The sequence below is a fragment of the Enterocloster bolteae genome, from assembly GCF_002234575.2.
Classification (GTDB): domain Bacteria; phylum Bacillota; class Clostridia; order Lachnospirales; family Lachnospiraceae; genus Enterocloster; species Enterocloster bolteae.
Genome location: NZ_CP022464.2, coordinates 4497899 through 4515928, shown reverse-complemented (window position 1 = coordinate 4515928; position 18030 = coordinate 4497899). Strand labels below are relative to the sequence as shown.

Genomic DNA, 18030 nt, shown 5'->3' with positions numbered 1-18030 from the left:
ATGGATAAATAACGTATAAAAACGTCAGGAGCCCCATAACCATGAAACATTTTTATATTATTGCCAATCTTGACAAAGAATATGTACAGGAGGCCCAGGTGTTTATCAAGGCTTACCTGGAGGCAAAGGGAGCAGAATGCCTCCTGCACCATACACCTGAGAGAACCAGGGGGGCAGCCCACATTGACGGGGCCCAGGTGCCGGAGGATACGGAGTGCGTCATAACAATCGGAGGGGACGGTACCCTCATACAGGCTGCCAGGGACCTGGCGGGCCGCAACATTCCCATGCTGGGGGTGAACAGGGGCCATCTGGGATATCTCAACCAGGTGAGCCGCCAGGAAGACATTGCGCCGGTCCTGGAGTCCCTGTTAAATGAGCGTTACCAGCTGGAACGGCGGATGATGATACACGGGACAGCATGGCGGAGGGAAGAGACTCTTTTAAAGGATATCGCCCTCAATGAAATTGCCATTACCAGAAAGGATCCCCTGAAGGTGCTTCGCTACAGCGTCTATGTCAATGACGAGTATCTCAATGAATACGCGGCAGACGGTGTCCTGGTAGCCACGCCTACAGGCTCCACAGCCTATAATCTTTCGGCGGGAGGGCCGGTCATAGCGCCGGGGGCCAGGATGATGGTGCTGACACCTATCTGCTCCCACTCCCTCAATGCCAGGAGTATCGTGCTGGCACCGGAGGACAGGGTTAGGATCAAGGTCCTTAACAGCGGTCAGGTCGTATCCTTTGACGGGGATACGTCCATGGAATTAAAGGCAGGGGACTGTATAGACATACGGTGTTCCGAGCTGCAGACAGTGATGATAAAGGTAAAGCAGATATCATTTATGCAGAACCTCAGCAACCATCTTGGAGGAATATAGACATCAGGATCCGCAGAACATTATAAATCAACAAGGAGGGAAGCGTCTCACATGAAGGTAGAGCGCCACAGCAAAATTGTCGAATTAATTGGAAAATATGAGATAGAGACACAGGAGGAGCTGGCTGAAAGGCTGAATGAAGCTGGTTTCAATGTGACCCAGGCAACTGTTTCCAGGGATATCCGTGAACTGAAGCTGACCAAGATGCAGTCGGAGAGCGGCAGACAGCGCTACATGGTATTGGAGAGCCCCAGGGGGACATCTGCCATCAAATATATCCGCATCCTTAAGGACGGATACATGTCCATGGACATGGCTCAGAATATCCTGGTAATCAAGACCGTATCCGGCATGGCCATGGCTGTGGCTGCTGCCCTGGACGCCATCCAGTTCCACGAAATCGTGGGCTGTATTGCAGGTGATGATACCATCATGTGTGCCATACGCAGTGTGGACGATACCATCATTGTCATGGAGAAAATCAAGAAAATGGTGGAAGACTAACGGAAAAGGGGTGTAATATGTTACTGGAACTGCATGTAAAGAACCTGGCCCTTATTGAGAAAGCGGATGTGGAATTCGGTGAGGGTCTCAATATCCTCACCGGTGAAACCGGAGCCGGCAAATCCATTATCATCGGTTCCGTAACCATGGCCCTGGGCGGCAAGGCACCGAAAGGCAGTATACGTCCCGGGGCAGACTACGCCTATATTGAGCTAGTGTTTTCCGTCACAGGGGAGGAAAAGCGGAAGGCTCTCAGGGAGCTGGATGTGGAACCCACAGAGGACGGACTGGTAATCATATCCAGAAAGCTGACTTCTGCCAGGAGCATCAGCCGTATCAACGATGAGACAGTGACCATGGCCAGACTGAGCCAGATTACCGGCCTGCTGCTGGATATACACGGGCAGCATGAGCATCAGTCCCTGCTTTACAAATCCAAGCATCTTGAAATTCTGGACGCCTATGTCAAGGCCGCGACCCAGCCTGTAAAACAGACAATTGCAGACAGGTACCGTATATACCGTTCCCTTGAAGAAAAGCTGAGGGGGTTTGATTTGGATGCTGAAAGCCGTATCCGGGAGGCTGACTTCCTCCGGTTTGAGATAGAGGAGATAGAGGCATCGGCCCTGAAGGAAGGGGAGGAGGAGGAGCTTACCTCGGTTTACCGCCGTTATTCCCATTCCAGGCGCATTGCAGAGTGTCTGGGAGCCGCTTACGAGGCAGTGGAGGGAGATTGGCTGGCAAGGGCTTTAAAAGAGGTGGAGCAGGCGTCAGAGTACGATGAGAGCCTGGGCGGCGTCCGGGACCAGCTCTATGATGCGGATTCCATTCTGAGGGACGCGGGAAGAGAGATGTCTGCCTATCTGGATTCCATGGAGATGGACGAGGAAACATTCAGAAAAACCGAGGAACGCCTGGATCTGATACATAACCTTCAGGCAAAATACGGGCCGACCGTGGAGGCTATATTCCAGAAATTGGAACAAAAAAAGAAAAGGCTGGGAGAACTGGAAGACTATGACGCTCACAAAAAGCGTATGGAGCAGGAATTAGAAGAATGCAGGAATGGTTTGGAGAAACTCTGCACACAATTAACAGGGATACGTAAAAAGGCATCCAGGACGCTTGTAAAGAAAATCAGGCAGGGTCTGGTGGATTTGAATTTCCTGGATGTGGAATTTGACATGGAATTTGAAAAACTGGATCATTTTACCCCATCCGGATGGGACGGGGCCCAGTTCCTGATTTCAACCAATCCGGGACAGCCCATGCGTCCTCTTATGGATGTGGCGTCAGGAGGAGAGCTTTCCAGAATCATGCTGGCTATCAAAACTGTGCTGGCTGATTCCGATGATATCCCCACACTGATTTTTGACGAGATAGATACTGGTATCAGCGGGCGAACCGCCCAGAAGGTATCGGAGAAGCTCATGCTCATAGCAAGGAGCCACCAGGTCATCTGCATCACCCACCTGCCGCAGATAGCGGCCATGGCGGATTCGCATTTTGAAATTGCAAAATCTGCCAGCCAGGGCAGGACCATAACCACCATCCGTCTGTTAGACAGGCAGGCTTCCGTAGAAGAGCTGGCCAGGCTGTTAGGCGGCGCCAGGATTACGGAGGCAGTGCTTAAGAACGCAGGTGAAATGAAGGAATTGGCAGACAGAACAAAATAAAACAGATTGAAATTCTGAGGATGGATAATACTAAGAAAGAGGCATTGAACGTTGCTTCTTTCTTTTTTTTGTTGTGGTTCATCCCCAAATGGAGGAACTATGGCTTTGTATTGACCCATTTAACATGAATGACTATATAAGGAGGCAGGGCGATGAAGGGGAAATCAATCTTTTACCGGTGGCTGGGGCGCATTTTCTGGCTGTCCGCTGTGGCTGTTACGGGGTACACGTGGTATTACATGGACCAGGCAGTGCCAGACCGGGTGAGCATTATAGAAAATGAAGAGGAGGAATTTTCCTTTGGCCTGCCTTTAAAGGCAACCATATCCAGCGACAGCCAGGAGGTAGCCCTGTCCAATGAGAGCAATATACCGGCAGATCAGATTACCATAAGCGGCAGGGACCATTTTTCCATGTTCGGGGGAGAAAAGGGAAGCTACCAGGTAGGTCTTAAGCTGTTTGGAGTTATAAAATTAAAGGACATACAGGTGGATGTGGTGGACACCAGGTATGCCATTCCCTGCGGCTCACCCATCGGCATCTATCTGAAATCGGATGGCGTCATGGTCATCGGCACCGGGCGAATCACGGGAAGCGATGGCATGGAGGTGGAACCGGCATACGGAATACTGAAATCAGGTGACTATATCGAAGCGTTCAACGGAAAGCCCATGAACACAAAGGAGGATCTGATACGGGCTGTCAGCGAGTCAGGGGGCCAGGACTGCGTGCTCCAGGTGCGCAGGGAAGGCGAGGACGTGGATATAAGCCTGAAGCCGGTCCAGGGCGCTGACGGGCAGTACAAGCTGGGAGCATGGGTCAGGGACGATACCCAGGGTATCGGCACCATTACCTATGTGGATATGAACGGCAGGTTCGGCGCGCTGGGCCATGGAATCAGCGACAGCGATACAGGCGATCTAGTGGAATCCTCCGACGGAGCCCTGTATTCCACGGAAATCATGGGAATAGAAAAAGGATCCATGGGAAAACCAGGACTGCTGTCCGGCGTAATTTACTACGGCCCCCAGTCCCATATGGGAGATATAGAAAAGAACACAAATGAGGGCATATTCGGCACGGTCAACCAGCAGTTTAAAAAGCAGATATCAGGAGAACCCATGGAAATCGCCTGCCGCCAGGATGTAAAGCAGGGACCGGCTTATATCCGCAGCAATATTTCCGGCGAGCTGAAGGATTACGCCATTGAGATCCAAAAGGTGGACTATAATTCCGGCCATAAGAACAAAAGTATGGTCATTAAGGTGACGGATCCGGAGCTATTGGAGCTGACAGGAGGAATCGTGCAGGGAATGAGCGGCAGCCCGATTATCCAGGACGGGAAGCTGGCCGGGGCAGTGACCCATGTGTTTGTGCAGGATGCCAGCAGAGGGTACGGGATTTTAATTGAGAATATGATGGAGCATTGAGTCCGGGCAGGACATAGTGAAAAGAAAGGCCTTGGGAGCCTGCTCATGGAGCAGGCGATAAAGAAGGACGACAGAGCCGCAGGTATCATCCTGATTTTTCTGCGCCCCCGCCATAAAACCACCCCCTCGTCAAAAATCGACAAATACTGCCTCACCCCCTCCTGAGATTTTGCCAAAGTTTTAAATATCAGGAGGAAAAATAGAGATGTTTGCGTTCTATAATCGTGCCTGTGAGAATATAATGAATTGAAACATCAACGTGCTGAAATTACAAAAATGGTGTCGAATTAATGTAAAATAAAGGAATAAAACCGATTGTTAGTTACAGAAATGTTAATCAATATAATTAATAATTGCAAAATGACACCAAAAATGATACAATTTAATCTCGACGCGTGTCTAAAATTGCGACCACGAATCGTTGCTATATGGTATGGGGACCATATATAATAAATTTCGCCAGGAATTATATTGACGAAGGAGATGGATTTGATGTTAAGGTGGTCGAATAGCAGCTACCGATTTTTTGGCAGGTAGTTCAGCACAGGCAAACAATTTTAGGAGGTAAAAGGAAGTGGAAAAGCTGAATGTTGCGATTGTCGATGACAATCCGCTGATTCTGAATACGCTGGATGAACTGATTAACGCAGAAGACGGATTATCTGTAATTGGAAAGGCAGACAATGGCGCTGATGCCATTAACATGATTGTTGACACAACGCCGGACATTGTACTGCTGGATTTGGTAATGCCGAAAATTGACGGTATATCCGTGGTGGAAAAAGTGAAAAGCGAGCATACTTTCCTGAAAAATCCTGCATTCATTATACTTAGTGCAGTAGGTGGAGAACAGATGACAGAAGATGCCTTTAAGGCGGGCGCTAATTACTATCTGATGAAACCCTTCGACAAGGAAATCCTGGTAAACAAGATTCGTCATATTGGAAAACTGCCCAATAAACAGCCGGCAGGAAAAGTAATAACGGCTCCTTTTGAGCCGGGGGAAGAATCCCATATAACCAGGGAAGAGTACATGAAGGAGCATCTGGAGACGGACATTACAAAGATGCTTCATGAGCTGGGCATACCGGCCCACATTAAAGGATATCAGTATCTGCGGGATGCCATCGCCATGTCGGTGGAAGACCAGGAAATGATGAGCAGTGTGACGAAAATTCTATATCCGGCCATAGCCAAACGCAACCAGACAACGGCCAGCCGGGTGGAACGAGCTATACGTCATGCCATCGAGGTGGCCTGGGGCAGAGGCAAGATGGAAACCATCGATGAAGTTTTCGGTTATACAATCAGTACCGGAAAGGGTAAGCCTACCAATTCTGAATTCATTGCGCTGATATCGGATAAAATACTCTTGGAATACAAAAAAATTTAAGACAAATTCATCAGAAACAACTTCCTAATTTCGGAAAAGTAAGGTATACTATTAGGAAAGGCATATAGAACCTGTTCGTCAGGAGAGGGAGGTTTTGATGAAGAAAATACTATTTGCAGCTTCAGAAGCAGTGCCGTTTATTAAAACAGGAGGACTGGCAGACGTAGTAGGCTCCCTGCCAAAATGCTTTGATAAAGAGTATTTTGATGTCAGGGTCATCATCCCCAAGTACCTTTGCATCAAACAGGAGTGGCGCGACAAGATGAAATATGTACACCACTTCTATATGGATTATCTGGGACAGAGCCGTTATGTGGGCATCCTGCAGTACGTACATGAGGGTATAACCTTTTACTTTATTGATAATGAGAGCTATTTTAATGGCGCAAAGCCATACGGGGACTGGTATTGGGATCTGGAGAAGTTCTGCTTTTTCTGCCGGGCGGCCTTATCAGCGTTGCCTGTGATTGGATTCCAGCCCGATGTGGTACACTGCCATGACTGGCAGACAGGATTGATTCCTGTTCTTCTCAAGGATAAGTTCCGCGAGGGAGAGTTTTTCTGCAATATGAAGTCTGTAATCACCATCCACAACCTGAAGTTCCAGGGCGTGTGGGATGTAAAGACTATCAAGCGCTTTACCGAGCTGCCGGATTACTATTTCACGCCGGATAAGCTGGAGGCCTATAAGGACGGAAACCTGTTAAAAGGCGGTATCGTATTTGCTGATGCCATCACAACAGTCAGCAGCACATATGCAGAGGAGATAAAGCTTCCATTTTATGGCGAAGGACTGGACGGCCTTATGCGTTCCAGGGCCGGAAGCCTCAGGGGAATTGTCAACGGCATTGACTATGATGAGTTTAATCCTGAGACTGATACGTATATTGCCCAGAACTATAATGCCAAGAATTTCCGCAAGGAAAAGATAAAGAACAAGAAGGCGCTCCAGCAGGAGTTAGGCCTTCCGGTGGACGAGAAGAAGTTCATGGTGGGCATTGTCTCCCGCCTTACGGACCAGAAGGGCTTTGACCTGATTCAGTGCGTCATGGATGAGCTGTGCAGCGACGATTTGCAGCTGGTAGTTCTGGGAACCGGTGAGGAGCGCTATGAGAACATGTTCCGCCACTATGACTGGAAGTATCATGACAGGGTATCTGCCCAGATTTACTACTCAGAGGCTATGTCCCATAAGATATACGCTGCCAGCGATGCGTTCCTCATGCCGTCCCTGTTTGAACCATGCGGCCTGAGCCAGCTGATGGCTCTGCGCTACGGCACGGTTCCCATTGTAAGGGAAACAGGCGGCCTTAAGGATACCGTGGAGCCTTATAACGAATACGAGGGCAAGGGCACAGGATTCTCCTTTGCGAATTATAATGCTCATGAGATGCTGGGAAGCGTGCGTTATGCCGAGTATGTCTACAGCAGCAAGCGGCGGGAGTGGAATAAAATAATCGACAGGGCCATGGCCAAGGATTATTCATGGTGGACCTCTGCCGCCAAATACCAGGAACTTTATGATTGGCTGATTGGATATTGACAACAGACCTGTAATGTCGGATAATATGCTGATGAACTAAGAAAGGTGTGATGCCCATATGGAGCCGTCAATGGTTTCAGAAATAACAGAAGACCAGGAGTACATGGAGTGTGTAAAGGATATATTGTGCCATCCTGTATTCCAGTCCATGGACCAGTACATACAGCACGGGACTACCACATGTAAGACCCACTGTATACAGGTTTCATACCTTGGATATAAGCTGTGCAAACAGCTGGGAGGAAACTGGAGAAGCGCTGCTCGGGCAGGGCTTCTCCATGATTTGTTTTTATACGATTGGCATACCCATGCTAAGGAGACGGGCCAGTACTTTCATGGATTCACCCACCCAAAGGCAGCCCTGGAGAACGCGGACCGGTATTTCCGGCTGACCGGGGAGGAACGGATGATTATTCTGAGGCATATGTGGCCCCTGACCCTTATACCTCCCACATCCAAGGCAGGATATGCAGTTACTTGTGCGGATAAATATTGCAGTACAGTGGAAACCACGGCCCGGTTTAAGCACTGGATTCGGATGTGCCTGTTTGCACAGCCGGCCAGACGGTAATCCAACGATTTGCTATAACCGTCCCGGAGCCCGTTTGAAAGGGGAAAGAATAATCCGATTATGAATGTATGGACACAGATGCTTGGCAATCAGCTTCTTATGAGTGCTGTTACAGGATGGGTGGTTGCCCAGTTCTTAAAGACTCTGATTGACTTTGCTTTGAATAAGAATTTTAACGCGGAGCGCCTGGTGGGGTCAGGCGGTATGCCCAGTTCCCACTCCGCCACAGTCTGCGGCCTGACCACAGCGGCCCTGCTCAAATACGGTGCCGGGTCCTTTGAGTTTGCCGTGTCCTTCGTGCTCTCCATGATTGTCATGTATGATGCTATCGGAGTGAGGCGTGAGACCGGGAAACAGGCCAAGCTTTTGAATTCCATCCTTTCAGAGAATCCGCTTAAGCTCAATGCGGAGGTACTTCAGGAGAAGCTTAAGGAGTATGTGGGACACACGCCTTTGCAGGTTCTGGCAGGGGCTATACTGGGAATTGGACTGGCTTTGGCCCTGAATTCCTATTATTAATACGGCGGGGGGTATCATGTTAGACAGGAAGGACAGAAGATACCATGAATATTTATGATTTCATCAACTGGTTTTTTATGTATAGTTTTCTTGGTTACCTGCTGGAATGTATTGTGCTGAGTGCAGAATATAAGCGGCCTGTAGTGGACCGTGGCTTTGGCCATGGCCCCTTTTGCGTCATATATGGTTTCGGTGCCCTGGGTGCATGCATGCTTCTGCGGCCTGTTTCCGGCAGCCCCATGGAGCTCTACACGGCATCCATGGCCATGGCCACTACCATGGAACTGGTCACAGCCAATATTATGGTACGGCTGTTCGGCTCCTTCTGGTGGGACTACAGCCACAAACCCTTTAATTATAAAGGAATGGTCTGTCTGGAAAGCAGCCTTGCATGGGGACTTCTGGGCCTGTTTTTCTTTTATTTTCTGGATATAAGGGTTCGTGCTGCCGTGATCAGTCTGCCCGGCCATGTGGGGACTGTTTTGGCAGTAGGGCTTACCATGTTTTATCTGGTGGATTTCATCCACTGTTTCCGCCTGCGCATGGGCGGTATGGAAGAGGAAGATGAGCCGGCAGTGGGCCGGCTGAAGATATATTAATTGGATGAAAGGCTGCTGCAGGTGGCTGTTACCATTGGTCTACATGCAGCAGTCTTTTCGTCGTTCTGACCCGCCGGTGTTTTGTGACGGATTGAATAAAGGAGAAAGACATGGATATGAGACAGACTTGGGGAGGATATCAGGTCGTGCTGGCCTCGGCGTCTCCCAGACGGAAGGAACTGATGGCACAGATTGGCCTGGAGCCTGAAATCAGGCCCAGCCGGATGGAGGAGGAGACCAGGGAGAAAAGGCCGGATAGGGTGGTCATGGAACTGTCCAGACAGAAGGCAGAGGATGTTGCGTCGGGATGTCCCGGGGGTACCATGGTGATTGGGGCGGATACAGTGGTTTCCGTGGGAAATGAGATACTGGGTAAACCGGGAACCCCCATGAGGGCCTATGAGATGCTGGAGAAGATTCAGGGCAGGACCCACCAGGTATACACCGGTGTGACGGTGCTTCTGTGCCAGGGGGAGGACAGGTGCCACGGGATTACATTTGCGGAGCGCACGGATGTCCATGTGTACCCCATGACCTGCGGGGAAATGAAGGAATATGCCCAGTGCGGGGAACCCCTGGATAAGGCGGGGGCTTACGGGATTCAGGGCAGGTTTGCCGCTTATATAAAAGGAATAGACGGGGACTACGCCAACGTGGTGGGACTGCCGGTGGGACGTCTCTATCAGGAGATAAAAAGACTTTTGGAGGACAGGGAAGATGATTAAGCTTATAGTATCGGATGTAGATGGAACCCTTGTACCGGACGGATCCCCGGATTTGGATCCGGAAGTATTTGACATCATTCTGAAGCTTCGTGAAAAGGGAATGCAGTTTGTGGTTGCCAGCGGGCGCCCGTGGGCCAGTGTGGAAAGCGCGTTTGAACCGGTTAAGAAGAAGATTTTCTATGTTGCCAACAATGGGGCGTACGTGGGATGCCATGGCAGATGCCTGTACGCCTATACGATGGAGCGTGAGCTGGCCCACCGCATCATACGCAAAGTACGTATGCATCCGGAACTGGAGATGGTCTATGCCGGCGTGAACGGGGATTATCTGGATTCTAAGGACGACACCCTGTGCGACTGGCTGACCAACGGCTATAAGTTTAATGTCATCCGGGTAAAGGATGTGCTGGAGCTGGAGGAGCCGTGTGTGAAGATTTCCATTTATAAGAAGGAGGGAATCGAGGCAGCCACCAGGGACATATATGATGAGTTCAAGGACCAGGCTAAGATGGCCTGCGCCGGTGATATGTGGATGGACTGTATGGCCAAGGATGTGAACAAGGGGAAGGCTGTACGCACCATCCAGGAAAGCCTGGGCATTAAGATGGAGGAGACCATGGCCTTTGGCGATCAGCTCAACGATATAGAGATGCTCAACCAGGCTTATTACAGCTTTGCAGTTGCCAATGCCAGGGAAGAGGTGCGAAAGGCTGCCAGGTTCCAGGCGGACAGCAATGTGCGGGGCGGAGTCCTCAAGATACTGAAAGGGCTGCTGTGAGAGGAGTGTGACAGTGGACAGAAGCAGGATATACAAGGTGCGGGGGAAGAGATGGAAAAGGGCCGTGGGCCTGTGTCTGACAGCCGTCCTGGCGATGGCTGTTTTGACGGGATGTTCAAGGAAGGCAGCTGCCACAACCGGCTCCAGGACAGTGGACAAGGAGTATACCAAGGGGCAGATGATGGTGATTGCCATTACGGAGCGCAACCGTTACCAGAATATATATACCAGTGAGCTCTGGTCTGTCAAAGCGGACGAGAACGGTGATACATTCGAGGACAAGCTGATGGACCAGGTGGAGCAGTTCCTGATTGAGCTGGCAGCCACCAATTTGATGGCGGACGAACAGGGAATTGAGCTTACAAGCCAGGAAAAGGATTCTCTTAAGTCCCTGGCCCAGGAATATTACAGAAATCTGTCGGAACAGGACCGCAGGTTTATGGATGTATCCGAGGATGAGGTGTACGACCTGTACTGCCAATACTACCGTGCGGATAAGCTGGTGGCAGAGCTGACCAAAAACGAGAATCCGGAAGTCAGCGACGCGGAGGCTAAGGTCATAGGCATTCAGCAGATTGAGCTGGATTCAAGGGCTGAGGCAGAGAATGTTTTGGCCCTGGCCCAGGCAGAGAAAGCGGATTTTGGGGCTATTGCAGCCAAATATTCAAAGGACAGCAGGACAGACAGGACGCTGGAATGGAAAAAGGATATGGATGGCCTTGAAAGAGCTGCATTTGAGCTGGAGCAGGACCAGGTCAGCGGGATTCTGGAGCAGGGCGGAAGATATTATATCCTTAAGTGTGTCAATGCCTATGACGAGGAGGCTACGGCTGCCAGAAAGAGCAGGCTGGCCCAGGAGAAGAAGACAAAGGCGTTCCTGGGAATCTATGAGCCGTATGTAAAGGAGCACATAGTGAAGCTTAAGAAGCTGCCCGGGGATGTGGTGGAGTTCTCCGGCGGTGAGGGCTGTACGGCAGACAATTTTTTCCAGCTGTATCACGGATATTTCAGTAAATAGTATTCACGGAACTACCTATAAGAATATTGCCTTTGACTCAGGGTGCTGCAACAGCAATTGATGGATTTCGATGGCTTTGCAGCACCTTTTACAGGAATTACATTTTTGTATATATAATTTGGGAAAGCATAGGCTTATGGTGCGCGGGATAAATTGACGGAATTTGTAATTTGATGTAATATATTAAAGAGATGTTAAAGAAATCAGCAAATAATAATAACCAGGAGGGGATACAATGTTTGATTTAGGTAAATGTATTCTGGTCACCAACAATGACCGGGCAGCAGAAAAATGGGGAGAAAACGTAGAGCAGGTGGTTATGGTGGAGACTTACGAGGAGGTACTGTTAAAAACCAGGGATTTGATTCATACAAACCACAAGCTTCTGACCCATCCCCAGGCATCCAGCTTAAAGCCCAACCAGACGCCCTATAGGACCATCCTTTTATACAGTGAAACCGGAAAAAGTGATGCAGGGGATATCCGTCTGATTGAGGAAGCCATAGAGGCCTTCAATAAGTGGACCGCCATTAAGAAGGTGCCTAAGTATGACGAGAAGATTGCCTACGATTACAAGACCATTGATTTGTCAATGATAGAGAATGTAATCCCTAAATTATAGGGATAATAAGGAACCGAATGTGAGGAAGTCATGAAAAAGAATGTGGGAACATCCTACTTTAAAGATTTGAGCAGGAAGGATTATGTGGTTCAGGCCAGCAGGATCATAAAGAAGGAGGGAGTGGAGGCCATCAGCATCCGGCGCATCGCGGCGGAACTGGGATGTTCTTCTGCCAGTATGTACCGGTATTTTCAGAATCTGGATGAGCTTTTATTTTATGCCCAGCTGGATGCGCTCAACGAGTATATCCTGGATTTGTCAAAATGTGAAAAGGAGTGGAATGATATCTGGGATGTGCATTTCGGTATATGGCGCTCCTATGCCAAAGAGGCATTTAAGAAGCCCCAGGCCTTTGAAGCTGTTTTTTACCGGAATATAAACCGGGACCTGGGAGAGGCCCTGAAGGAATATTATGAGATGTTTCCGGACGCCATCATACAGGTAAGCCCCTTCATCAAGGAGATGCTTGAGATACCCAGCTATTACCAGAGGGACTATTATATATGTAAGCTTCTGGTGGCAGAGGGAAAGATTTCTGAGGAAAATGCTAAAAAGCTGAACCATATCATATGTACCCTGTTTCTGGGATATTTTAAGTTTGTCCAGGAGCACGGCATCAGCCAGGATGAGATTCCGGAGCTGGTGAACCAGTTCATTCAGGAGAGTAAGGAAATCACACAGTGCTATGCCTATGATTTTACACCTAAATAGTGAATATACACAAAAAACATGACAAATTTATAACAAATTGACGAAAAAGTCGATTCCTACAAGAAGTAACAAAAAGTATCAACAGTTCCATTGATTATCGCGATAACATATGTTATATTATAGACATAAGTTATCGCGATTACTAATTTAAAGTATCATTTTTGCACAAATCCCAAATTTTGTAACTGAAAGAGTACTGTCAGGATTGCCAAGTTGGATATATGGGAATATCATGGACAATCAGGCAGTAAAATATAAAGAAGTGGAGGTATTTCATATGAAGCTTGAATTGGGAAAAATCTTTATCAAAGATATCCGATTCGATGACAAGACTCACGTGAAAGACGGAGTGCTCTATGTCAACAAAGAGGAAGTTGAAAAGCTTGTGCTGGAAGACGATAAGCTGACCGGCTGCCACGTTGACATTGCAAAGCCAGGTGAGTCCGTTAGGATTACACCGGTTAAGGACGTGATTGAGCCAAGGGTTAAGGTCAGCGGCGGAGAGATTTTCCCAGGCGTGATCGGAAAGGTAAGTCCTCAGGTGGGCACCGGAAGAACGCACGCTCTGGAAGGCTGCTGTGTAGTGACTGTTGGTAAAATCGTAGGATTCCAGGAGGGCGTTATCGACATGAGCGGCCCTGCTGCGGATTACTGCCCATTTTCACAGACCTATAACCTCTGCGTTGTAGTGGAGCCGGCTGACGGCCTGGAGACTCATGTATATGAGAAGGCTGCTCGTATGGCAGGCTTAAAGGTAGCGACTTATGTAGGCGAGGCAGCAAGAGAGCTGGAGCCGGATGAAATTGTTACTTATGAGACAAAGCCTATTTTCGAGCAGGCTGCTATGTATCCGGACCTTCCAAAGGTAGGCTACATCCATATGCTGCAGTCACAGGGACTTCTGCATGATACATATTACTACGGCGTGGATGCAAAGCAGTTTATCCCCACCTTTATGTATCCAACAGAAATCATGGACGGCGCTATTGTTTCCGGTAACTGTGTTGCGCCATGTGACAAGGTTACCACATACCATCATTTCCACAATCCGGTTATTGAGGACTGCTATAAGCACCATGGCAAGGATATCAACTTCATGGGTGTTATCCTGACAAACGAGAACGTATTCCTGGCAGACAAAGAGCGTCATTCCGATATGGTTGCCAAGCTGTGCAACTGGATGGGATTAGACGGTGTGCTGATTACCGAGGAGGGATACGGCAATCCTGATACTGACCTGATGATGAACTGCCGTAAGGTAGAGCGCGCAGGAACCAAGGTAGTTCTGATTACCGACGAGTTCCCGGGCAAGGACGGAAAGTCCCAGTCTCTGGCTGACGTGTGCGAGGAAGCTGACGCACTGGCATCCTGCGGACAGGGTAATGCCACACTCCAGTTCCCGGCCATGGATAAGGTCATCGGAACACAGGACTTCATCGAGATGCAGATTGGCGGCTGGGACGGCTGTAAGAACCCGGACGGCAGCTTTGAGGCAGAGCTTCAGATTATCATCGCCTCCACCATTGCCAATGGTTTCAACAAGCTGGCAGCTAGAGGCTATTAATCGAAAATAAAGGAGATGGAAAGATGGCTAAATATAAAATAGTACATTATATTAACCAGTTCTTTGCCGGAATCGGCGGTGAAGAAAAAGCCGACTATACCCCTGAGCTTCGGGAAGGGGTTGTAGGACCAGGTATGGGACTTAAGGCTGCACTGGGAGAGGATTATGAAATCGTATCAACCATTATCTGCGGTGACAACTATTTCGGAGAGAATCTGGACGCTGCAACCGATACCATTATTGAGATGGTAAAGAAATGTGAGCCTGATGTATTCGTGGCAGGCCCTGCATTCAATGCCGGACGTTACGGCGTTGCCTGCGGTACTATCTGTAAGGCAGTGGAAGAGCGTCTGGGCATCCCGGTTATCACCGGTATGTATATCGAGAATCCTGGCGTGGATATGTTCCGCAAGGACCTTATCATTGTGGATACACCTAACTCCGCAGCCGGTATGCCAAAGGTACTTCCTGTTATGTCCGCTCTGATTAAGAAGATGGCGGCCGGCGAGGAAATCCTTGGGCCGAAGGAAGAAGGATACATCGAGAGAGGAATCCGCGTAAACTACTTCGCTGAGAAGAGAGGTTCTGAGCGCGCCCTTGAGATGCTGGTTAAGAAGTTAAAAGGCGAGGAATACGGCACAGACCTTCCTATGCCTAAATTTGACAGAGTTGCGCCTGCTGAGCCTGTTAAGGATATCAAGCACGCAAAGATTGCAGTGGTTACCTCCGGCGGTATCGTTCCAACCGGTAACCCTGACCATATCGAGTCCTCCAACGCCACCAAGTGGGGCAAGTATGACATCACCGGTATGGACCGTCTGTCAGCGGATGAATTTACAACCATCCACGGCGGATATGACCGTCAGTTTGCTATGGCCAACCCTAATGTGGTTGTTCCGTTAGACGCATTAAGAGAACTGGAAAAAGCAGGCGAGTTCGGCGAGCTTGTGAACTATTTCTGCACTACTACCGGTACCGGAACTGCGACTGCATCTGCAGCCAAGTTCGGCAGCGAGATTGGACAGATGTTTATTGATGAGCATGTGGATGCGGTTATCCTCGTCTCTACCTGAGGTACCTGTACTCGTTGCGGTGCAACGATGGTTAAGGGTATCGAGAAATACGGCATTCCGGTAGTTCACATGGCTACTGTAGTTCCGATTTCACTGACAATAGGCGCTAACCGTATTATTCCTGGTATAGGCATTCCTTATCCTCTGGGCGATCCGCCACAGGGCGAGAAGGACAGCTACAAACTCCGCTTATCCATGGTCAGAAGAGCTCTCAAAGCACTTCAGACACCGGTTGATGGCCAGACTGTGTTTGAGAAATAATACAGAAATGACAAATCCGGCGCAGCAGGCAGCTTGCCCGCTGCGCCGGCATAAATTAGGACAGCGTTACGGCGCTGTATCAGACCATGGATAGGAGAAGGCGTATGGATAGTGATAAGAAAGTTAACTGGGGACGGGTACTTATACTTGCCGGAGCAGTCATCGCATTTACCATTGGTTCCGGGTTTGCAACAGGACAGGAGATTATTCAGTATTATACTGCATACGGGGTGCAGGGAATTTTTACGGTGTTACTGTTTGCGGTCTGCTTCATCTACTACAATTACAACTTTGCCAAGGCCGGAGCAGAGGAGCACTTTGAAAAAGGAAATGACGTATATAAGTTTTACTGCGGTAAATACGTTGGGACCTTCATGGATTATTATTCTACTATATTTTGTTACATGTCATTTTTCGTTATGGTTGGAGGCGCTGCCTCTACACTGAACCAGCAGTATGGCCTTCCTTCCTGGGTAGGCGGCGTGGTTCTGACAGCACTGGCAATCCTTACCGTGGTAGGGGGACTTAACTCACTGGTTGACAAGATCGGTGTGGTTGGCCCGGCTATCGTTGTACTGTGTATCGGTATCGGCGTGGTTACCCTGTTCAGGGATGCCGGTAATGTAGGAGCCGGACTGGAAGTTATCCGCACAGGTGCATTTGCCGAGGCGGGCAGTGAGACAATCAAGAACGCAGGACCTAACTGGGTGATATCCGCCCTGTCCTATGCGGGATTCGTGCTTCTGTGGTTTGCCAGTTTTACGGCGGCGCTTGGAGCCAATAATAAAAAGAAAGACGTGGAGTATGGCATCTACGGCGGAACCATCGCTGTATGCGTTGCCATTGTCCTTATCATGCTGGCACAGGTTGCCAATATTAATACAGCAGGTCTGGGAAATACAGGCATCTTCGTATGGAATGCAGACATCCCCAATCTGATCCTGGCAGAGCGCATCTGGAAGCCTTTTGCATCCTTCTTTGCAGTCGTGGTATTTGCAGGTATTTATACAACAGCAGTGCCGCTTCTGTATAATCCATGCGGCAGGTTCGCAAAAGAGGGAACCAGCCAGTTTAAGATCCTCACGGTTGCACTGGGAGTAATTGGACTGATTGTAGGACTCTTCCTTCCTTTCAGGGTCCTGGTTAACATCATTTACGTGCTCAACGGATATGTGGGCGCAGTACTGATACTGTTCATGTTATGGAAAAATATTAAGGATGTATTCTTAAAGAAGAAATAGGATGAGAATCTATATTGTGGACTGCGACAGGAATTCGCGGACAGAACTGAAAACAATGATTGAAGATGGCGGTATGGGAACTGTTGCCGGCATTGCATCCAGATGGGAGGAAGCCTATCTGGAGCTCCAGGAGATGTGCCCGGATATGATTCTGGCAGACCTTACCCTTTCCGCACCCAAAACCATTGCTTACATACAGAAAATCAGGGAGGTACTGCCCCAGACATCGGTTGTTATCCTTTCGCATGTCAATGATATGGATATTATCAGGATGGCTTATGAAAAAGGCGCTGAGCTTTTGATACATAAACCGTTCAATGAGATAGAAGTTAGAAACGTGCTGCACAATATGGAGATGTCCAGGGCCATGCAGTGGATGATTGTCAAGGCCAGGAATGATTTTTCCGCCGGGGCATTTTCATGGGAATCAAATGTGCGGGTACGAAAGATGCAGCCCGAGGAACTGGAAACAGATTATAACCAGTCCATACGGCGCTTAAAGAGCATCTTACAGGAAATAGGTATACTCAGCGAGGCGGGAAGCAAGGATATTATACGGATTGTCCGCTATCTGATTGAGGAGGACCTGGACATAAGAGACATCACGGTACGTGAGCTGTGCAGCAGGATGGGACAGAATTCCAAGAGTGTGGAGCAGCGCATACGGCGCGCGGCCTCTGTGGGTATGGCGAATCTGGCATACAGAGGAATGGATGATTATGCAGATCCTGTGTTTAACGAGTATGGAGCCAGGCTATACAGTCTGGAACAGATTAAACGGGAGATGAGCTATATCAGAGGAAAGAGCGACGGACACGGCAACGTGAGGGTCAGAAAGTTCCTTAGCGGCCTGTTGGTCTGCTGTAAGGATATTTAGAAATGTACTAAATGTAGCAGAGTGGAAGGGGGCAGGCTGTC

The 18030-nt window shown here is 49.0% G+C and carries 18 protein-coding genes; all 18 read left to right on the top strand.

The window, feature by feature from the left end:
- Nucleotides 1-41: 41 nt before the first annotated feature.
- The 18 genes from CGC65_RS20880 to CGC65_RS20795 all read left to right on the top strand — a co-directional run bounded on the left by CGC65_RS20880 (nt 42) and on the right by CGC65_RS20795 (nt 17989).
- Nucleotides 42-884 (top strand): NAD(+)/NADH kinase, encoded by an 843-nt coding sequence (locus CGC65_RS20880; RefSeq protein ID WP_002569664.1) that lies wholly within the window; start codon nt 42-44, stop codon nt 882-884.
- A gap of 51 nt (nt 885-935) precedes the next feature.
- Nucleotides 936-1388: an arginine repressor gene (gene argR, locus CGC65_RS20875; RefSeq protein ID WP_002569663.1), complete on the top strand. Its 453-nt coding sequence runs from the start codon at nt 936-938 to the stop codon at nt 1386-1388.
- A gap of 17 nt (nt 1389-1405) precedes the next feature.
- On the top strand, nt 1406-3064 hold the full coding sequence (recN, locus tag CGC65_RS20870; RefSeq protein ID WP_002569662.1) for a DNA repair protein RecN: 1659 nt from the start codon (nt 1406-1408) through the stop codon (nt 3062-3064).
- A 152-nt stretch (nt 3065-3216) separates the two neighbouring features.
- A complete protein-coding gene (gene spoIVB, locus CGC65_RS20865) occupies nt 3217-4494 on the top strand; it encodes a SpoIVB peptidase (protein ID WP_002569661.1) in 1278 nt (425 codons plus the stop codon).
- 574 nt (nt 4495-5068) lie between these two features.
- A complete protein-coding gene (gene spo0A / locus CGC65_RS20860; RefSeq protein ID WP_002569659.1) occupies nt 5069-5887 on the top strand; it encodes a sporulation transcription factor Spo0A in 819 nt (272 codons plus the stop codon).
- A 97-nt stretch (nt 5888-5984) separates the two neighbouring features.
- Nucleotides 5985-7430, top strand: coding sequence for a glycogen synthase GlgA (glgA, locus tag CGC65_RS20855; RefSeq protein ID WP_002569658.1), 1446 nt, complete (start codon nt 5985-5987; stop codon nt 7428-7430).
- Nucleotides 7431-7500: 70 nt separating this feature from the next.
- Nucleotides 7501-8001 carry an HD domain-containing protein gene (locus tag CGC65_RS20850; protein ID WP_002569657.1) on the top strand — a complete coding sequence of 167 codons (501 nt, stop codon included), beginning with the start codon at nt 7501-7503 and terminating at the stop codon, nt 7999-8001.
- A 78-nt stretch (nt 8002-8079) separates the two neighbouring features.
- Nucleotides 8080-8520: a divergent PAP2 family protein gene (locus tag CGC65_RS20845; RefSeq protein ID WP_002569656.1), complete on the top strand. Its 441-nt coding sequence runs from the start codon at nt 8080-8082 to the stop codon at nt 8518-8520.
- A 44-nt stretch (nt 8521-8564) separates the two neighbouring features.
- Nucleotides 8565-9119, top strand: coding sequence for a putative ABC transporter permease (locus CGC65_RS20840; protein ID WP_002569655.1), 555 nt, complete (start codon nt 8565-8567; stop codon nt 9117-9119).
- Between the two features lie 110 nt (nt 9120-9229).
- Complete coding sequence (locus tag CGC65_RS20835) at nt 9230-9844, top strand: Maf family protein (protein ID WP_002569654.1); 615 nt, start codon at nt 9230-9232, stop codon at nt 9842-9844.
- Nucleotides 9837-10622 carry an HAD family hydrolase gene (locus CGC65_RS20830; RefSeq protein ID WP_002569653.1) on the top strand — a complete coding sequence of 262 codons (786 nt, stop codon included), beginning with the start codon at nt 9837-9839 and terminating at the stop codon, nt 10620-10622. The genes CGC65_RS20835 and CGC65_RS20830 overlap by 8 nt, the downstream gene beginning before the upstream one ends.
- 13 nt (nt 10623-10635) lie before the next feature.
- Nucleotides 10636-11640 carry a peptidylprolyl isomerase gene (locus CGC65_RS20825; protein ID WP_002569652.1) on the top strand — a complete coding sequence of 335 codons (1005 nt, stop codon included), beginning with the start codon at nt 10636-10638 and terminating at the stop codon, nt 11638-11640.
- 235 nt (nt 11641-11875) lie between these two features.
- Nucleotides 11876-12262: a GrdX family protein gene (locus tag CGC65_RS20820; RefSeq protein ID WP_002569651.1), complete on the top strand. Its 387-nt coding sequence runs from the start codon at nt 11876-11878 to the stop codon at nt 12260-12262.
- 30 nt (nt 12263-12292) lie between these two features.
- Nucleotides 12293-12973, top strand: a complete 681-nt coding sequence (locus tag CGC65_RS20815; protein ID WP_002569650.1) for a TetR/AcrR family transcriptional regulator — start codon at nt 12293-12295, stop codon at nt 12971-12973.
- Between the two features lie 277 nt (nt 12974-13250).
- Nucleotides 13251-14537: a sarcosine reductase complex component B subunit alpha gene (gene grdG, locus CGC65_RS20810; protein ID WP_002569649.1), complete on the top strand. Its 1287-nt coding sequence runs from the start codon at nt 13251-13253 to the stop codon at nt 14535-14537.
- A 23-nt stretch (nt 14538-14560) separates the two neighbouring features.
- Nucleotides 14561-15871, top strand: coding sequence for a sarcosine reductase complex component B subunit beta (gene grdF, locus CGC65_RS20805; RefSeq protein WP_080548703.1), 1311 nt, complete (start codon nt 14561-14563; stop codon nt 15869-15871).
- Between the two features lie 104 nt (nt 15872-15975).
- Nucleotides 15976-17112, top strand: coding sequence for a YkvI family membrane protein (locus CGC65_RS20800; protein WP_002569647.1), 1137 nt, complete (start codon nt 15976-15978; stop codon nt 17110-17112).
- Nucleotide 17113: 1 nt separating this feature from the next.
- Nucleotides 17114-17989 carry a DNA-binding domain-containing protein gene (locus tag CGC65_RS20795; RefSeq protein WP_002569646.1) on the top strand — a complete coding sequence of 292 codons (876 nt, stop codon included), beginning with the start codon at nt 17114-17116 and terminating at the stop codon, nt 17987-17989.
- Nucleotides 17990-18030 lie beyond the last annotated feature (41 nt).

Coding starts and splice junctions, on each gene's coding strand:
- CGC65_RS20820 (WP_002569651.1), top strand. CDS start 11,876: ATGTTTGATTTAGGTAAATGTATTCTGGTCACCAACAATGACCGGGCA.
- CGC65_RS20830 (WP_002569653.1), top strand. CDS start 9,837: ATGATTAAGCTTATAGTATCGGATGTAGATGGAACCCTTGTACCGGAC.
- recN (WP_002569662.1), top strand. CDS start 1,406: ATGTTACTGGAACTGCATGTAAAGAACCTGGCCCTTATTGAGAAAGCG.
- argR (WP_002569663.1), top strand. CDS start 936: ATGAAGGTAGAGCGCCACAGCAAAATTGTCGAATTAATTGGAAAATAT.
- spoIVB (WP_002569661.1), top strand. CDS start 3,217: ATGAAGGGGAAATCAATCTTTTACCGGTGGCTGGGGCGCATTTTCTGG.
- CGC65_RS20845 (WP_002569656.1), top strand. CDS start 8,080: ATGCTTGGCAATCAGCTTCTTATGAGTGCTGTTACAGGATGGGTGGTT.
- CGC65_RS20815 (WP_002569650.1), top strand. CDS start 12,293: ATGAAAAAGAATGTGGGAACATCCTACTTTAAAGATTTGAGCAGGAAG.
- CGC65_RS20850 (WP_002569657.1), top strand. CDS start 7,501: ATGGTTTCAGAAATAACAGAAGACCAGGAGTACATGGAGTGTGTAAAG.
- CGC65_RS20835 (WP_002569654.1), top strand. CDS start 9,230: ATGGATATGAGACAGACTTGGGGAGGATATCAGGTCGTGCTGGCCTCG.
- CGC65_RS20840 (WP_002569655.1), top strand. CDS start 8,565: ATGAATATTTATGATTTCATCAACTGGTTTTTTATGTATAGTTTTCTT.
- grdG (WP_002569649.1), top strand. CDS start 13,251: ATGAAGCTTGAATTGGGAAAAATCTTTATCAAAGATATCCGATTCGAT.
- CGC65_RS20800 (WP_002569647.1), top strand. CDS start 15,976: ATGGATAGTGATAAGAAAGTTAACTGGGGACGGGTACTTATACTTGCC.
- glgA (WP_002569658.1), top strand. CDS start 5,985: ATGAAGAAAATACTATTTGCAGCTTCAGAAGCAGTGCCGTTTATTAAA.
- CGC65_RS20795 (WP_002569646.1), top strand. CDS start 17,114: ATGAGAATCTATATTGTGGACTGCGACAGGAATTCGCGGACAGAACTG.
- CGC65_RS20880 (WP_002569664.1), top strand. CDS start 42: ATGAAACATTTTTATATTATTGCCAATCTTGACAAAGAATATGTACAG.